At 45.0% G+C, this 4,488-nt stretch carries 3 protein-coding genes; 2 read left to right on the forward strand and 1 reads right to left on the reverse strand.

All coding sequences use genetic code 11. The features are described 5' to 3' along the window. Positions 1-388: 388 nt before the first annotated feature. Positions 389-1,072, reverse strand: coding sequence for a PEP-CTERM sorting domain-containing protein (locus IM319_RS15310; protein ID WP_287736153.1), 684 nt, complete (start codon positions 1,070-1,072; stop codon positions 389-391). A gap of 418 nt (positions 1,073-1,490) precedes the next feature. Between IM319_RS15310 and IM319_RS15315 the strand changes: the two genes are divergently transcribed. Together IM319_RS15315 and IM319_RS15320 are read left to right on the forward strand one after the other, a co-directional pair. Next, positions 1,491-2,174 (forward strand): PHP domain-containing protein, encoded by a 684-nt coding sequence (locus IM319_RS15315; protein ID WP_287736154.1) that lies wholly within the window; start codon positions 1,491-1,493, stop codon positions 2,172-2,174. A gap of 246 nt (positions 2,175-2,420) precedes the next feature. Further along, complete coding sequence (locus IM319_RS15320; protein ID WP_287077151.1) at positions 2,421-4,319, forward strand: NAD(P)H-quinone oxidoreductase subunit F; 1,899 nt, start codon at positions 2,421-2,423, stop codon at positions 4,317-4,319. Positions 4,320-4,488: the final 169 nt, after the last annotated feature.

Consider the following 4,488-nt stretch of genomic DNA (forward strand, 5'->3'; position numbering starts at 1 on the left):
CGTCTTTTGAGATAACAGGAACTCTTTCCATGGAGATAATCCTTAAGAGTAAAGTTAAAGTCCCTTTCCGCAACACAATCAAGATGTCTTGTCTAACAACGCTTTACCAATAAAGCTGAGAGGGAATCCGAACTAGGGAAGCATTCGGAAGTCTGTGCCAGATTGTGTCTCGATGCGGTAGTCTCTACTTGCGTCGCCTAAATTGGTCTAGGCAAGCCCCGTCGCTTTTAGGGCGGGGTTAGTGACCTCTGCACGTTCGGCTAATTTTCCAGTTTCCCCACTCCCTTCTCCCCACTCCCCCACTTCCCACTCCCCCATCCCCTTCTCTAGACACAAAAAAAGGCGTTAAGCTTAACCTTAACGCTTGCCTTTAATCTAATAACAGTGACTAGCTCTTGCGACGAGCGAAAGCACCAGCACCGGCAACGGCTAAGATACCGAGGATAGCAGAGGGTTCGGGAATATTAGTAGTAAGACCGGATTTTTGGAGAGATAAATTATAGCTTTGGGAAATCTGACCACCAGCACTAACGCTTCTAGTGAAGGCGATGCTGAAAGTTCCGAAAAGATCAGGATAACCATTAGGCTCATCAAAAGTCATGTCGCCAGTTACACTGTAAGTTGTCGTGCTACCACCACCCCCAGCCATAAATGTACCGTAAGCCATGGTGGAAGTGATATTACCGACTACAATGCCAGGACCCGGACCGATGGGATACGGTTGGTTCACCGTTATACTAATAAAATTAGCCAGAGAAGAGGGAGCGGTAAACATGGACATCATACCAGTACCAGTGCCAGTTAATGCAAAACTAGCAGGAGTAGTAACGTTAGCAGTTGTCACACCCAGAAATTGACCCGTAGCACCGTTTACTGCGGTGATGTTTAAGGGCTTAAGCATTGGGTTAACAGTTCCCCACGGGTCGATTGTTGCAGTCCCAGTGATGGATAAAGTACCGCCAAGTATTGGCGCTGCTTGGGCATGGGCAGCACCAGCAAAGCCGAAAGCGGCAACGCTGCTAGCGATAGCAAGAGCGCCAGTGGTTAGTTGTCTAGAGATGTTGGTGATCATTTTAAGTGGTTTGTTACTTTTTATTAGGGCAGTAATGCGGAGACAATCCGTACTCTAGTATAGTTATAACCGCTGCCAGATGGAATGTCAAGTTCATGGGATGAAAAGTCAAACAAAACCTCCTAAAGATTTGCTAAAAACCGATAAATACAACTTTTCTCATAGAAAATGATTAAATCCTCATAGGTTTGGATTGTGCTGCTTTCTTCTTCCTTGTCCACTTTCCCTCCTTGTCTCCCTTGTCTCACTCGATTATAATTCTAAATGTAAAAAACCCACACCTGTGAGATACCCACTTCCCCATACCTTTGAAACAGGATTTAGTATTACCGGTAACAGCAGCTACCCAATTTTTTTTGGTATTTGTTATGCTGATTGTTGGCAATTTGTAATCTTTGGGAAAGTTCCTCAATACTGCATGGTCGTTTCTGCTACAATTCCACCCCTAGCTCAAGATACCCTCACCCTAAAAGCGGTGTGGGCAAATATTGGCTATGATAGTTGTCCCCACCATTACAATTTCCATCTGCACACCCATTGTTCCGATGGTCAAATGAGTCCCCAAGACTTGATGAGACAAGCGTTAGATATCGGACTAAAAGGATTAGCAATTACTGATCATCACTCGATCGAAGGTTATCAACAAGCCCAAATTTGGCTAGAAAATGAGCATTTAAAGGGTTCTCTACCCCATCTCTGGACAGGGGTAGAAATTACGGCGAATCTCTTAGAGACAGAAGTGCATATTCTTGGCTATGGTTTCGATCCTACTCATCCCGTTTTGACTCCCTATCTGCAAAGAGCCAAACCGGAAGGAGATATAGCTTTGGCCTCTAGAGTCATTAACAGTTTACAGCAAGCGGGGGCCTTAGTGGTTCTCGCCCATCCCTTTCGTTACCATCGTCCCGCAGCCGATTTAGTAGCGGCGGCGGTAGAATTAGGTATTGATGGTATTGAGGCTTTTTATGCCTACGGCAATCCCAAACCCTGGCTACCGAGTCAACCGGAAACCGAACAAGCACTCGCTCTGAGTCGTCAATACCAATTATTTGCCACCTGTAGCACCGATTCCCACGGTAAATCTTTATTACATCGCATTTAGCCCAATTGCGGGATTAACTGTAAAATAACTAAATTGACTAAACTCGATCCCTTCTCGATCGAGTCTTGGTTTTTTATGGCCGTCAGCTTTTTCAGTGATCAGTAACCAGTAACCAGTAACCAGTAACCAGTGAAAGAGCCTAAATTTATTGAAAATTGAAAACTTAAAACTTAAAACTTAAACCTGATAACTGATAACTGATCACTGATCACTGATAACTGAAATCCCCAACATCTCACTCCCTGAATGAAAGATTTATTCCTTTACACTTGCTGGTTAATTCCCATTTATGGCTTAATTGGTTCGATTTTAACCCTACCTTGGTCTTTAGGCATTATTAGTCGCACCGGTCCGCGGCCGGCCGCTTATATTAACCTATTGATGACCGTCTTAGGGTTAATACACGGATCGATCGCTTTTAATCAAATTTGGCATCGAGAGACGATTAAACTGACTTTTGAATGGGTAAAAGTGGCCGATCTTAGTTTATCCCTTTCGATCGAACTTTCTCCCGTCAGTTTGGGGACGCTGGAAGTGATTACCCTAATCAGTCTCCTGGCCCAAATCTATGCCCTTGGCTACATGGAAAAGGATTGGTCTTTGGCGAGATTTTATGGCTTAATGGGCTTTTTTGAGGCAGCTTTGGGGGGAATTGCCCTGAGTGACTCCCTACTATTCAGTTACGCTTTCCTAGAGATGTTAACGGTCTCTACCTATCTCCTCGTCGGTTTTTGGTATGCCCAACCTTTGGTAGTAACCGCGGCGCGAGATGCCTTTTTAACCAAGCGCGTCGGCGATATTATTTTATTGATGGGTTTGGTGGCTCTGTCCAGTTACGGAGAAGGATTGAGTTTTTCTCAGTTAGAAAATTGGGCAGTAAATAACCCTGTAGGACCTTTGACGGCGACTTTGTTAGGATTAGCCCTTATTGCCGGTCCAACGGGTAAATGCGCCCAATTTCCCCTGAATTTGTGGCTAGATGAGGCGATGGAGGGACCAAATCCAGCCGGAATCATGCGGAATTCGATCGTGGTTTCGGCGGGGGCTTATGTTTTAATTAAGCTGCAGCCAGTGTTTACCCTATCTCCGATCGCTGCCAATGTTTTAATAGTGTTGGGGACAATGACGGCAATTGGTACGTCTCTGATGGCGTTGTCCCAAATTGATATTAAACGGGTTTTATGCCACTCCACCAGTGCCTATCTCGGTTTGGTCTTTATTGCGGTGGGATTAGGTCATGTGGATATCGCTTTACTAATTTTATTCTCCCATGCGGTCGCAAAAGCCCTATTGTTTATGAGCGCAGGAGCCTTAATTCTCACCACCAGTAACCAGAATATCACGGAAATGGGGGGAATTTGGGCAAGAATGCCGGCTACGACCACGGCTTTTTTAGCAGGTTCCGCGGGGATGACGGTTTTAATGCCCCTGGGGATGTTTTGGACGTTAAAACGGTGGTTAAGTGGTGAATGGGAGATTCCTTGGTGGTTATTAGCGGTTTTAATCTTTGTTAATTGTCTTAGCATCATCAATCTCACGCGGGTATTTCGTTTAGTCTTTTTGGGACAAACCCAAAGTAAGACCCATCGCACCCCGGAAGTGGCTTGGCCGATGGCTTTGCCCATGGTAGCATTGATTTTAATCGCTTTATTGGCCCCGATTATTCCCCTACGTTGGGATTTTTGGCTATCTTTCACCAATCCCCTCCTTAATAACCGGAGTTTTACTATTGTCTGGGGTTTTCCCTTACTGATAGCCTCTGGAGTAATTGGCCTAGTTATCGGGTCAATGGTAGAGTTAAGACGAGCTTGGGCGAGACCAACTGGGTTAATCCTGCGATTCTTGCAGGATTTGTTCGCTTATGACTTCTATCTCGATCGCATCTATCAGTTTACCGTGGTTTTAGCGGTGGGGAGCCTGTCAAAAATTACCGCTTGGCTCGATCGTTATATTATTGATGGTCTGGTTAATTTGGTCAGTTTAGCGACGATTTTTAGCGGCAGTGCCTTAAAGTATAATGTTTCTGGTCAATCGCAGTTTTATGTCTTGACTATTCTATTCGGAATAGGGGGATTAATCTGGCTCTTATTAAACGGTCAATGGTCACTGATAACTGATTATTGGTCATCCCTTTTGACTCGTTGAACCCCTTATAGAAAAGGTACTGCATTAATTAGGGTCTGCTGAAAAAGTTTTTCGGTGGGGGTTGGGGGTTGGGGGTTGGGGGTTGGGGTGTGGGGTGTGGGGTTTTACCCATTTTCAGGTGGTCAATTACCTAATTTTCAGGGAAAAAGTCCCTGAATTTTCCCCCCAA

It is taken from the genome of Microcystis sp. M113S1, assembly GCF_020246945.1.
Taxonomy (GTDB): domain Bacteria; phylum Cyanobacteriota; class Cyanobacteriia; order Cyanobacteriales; family Microcystaceae; genus Microcystis.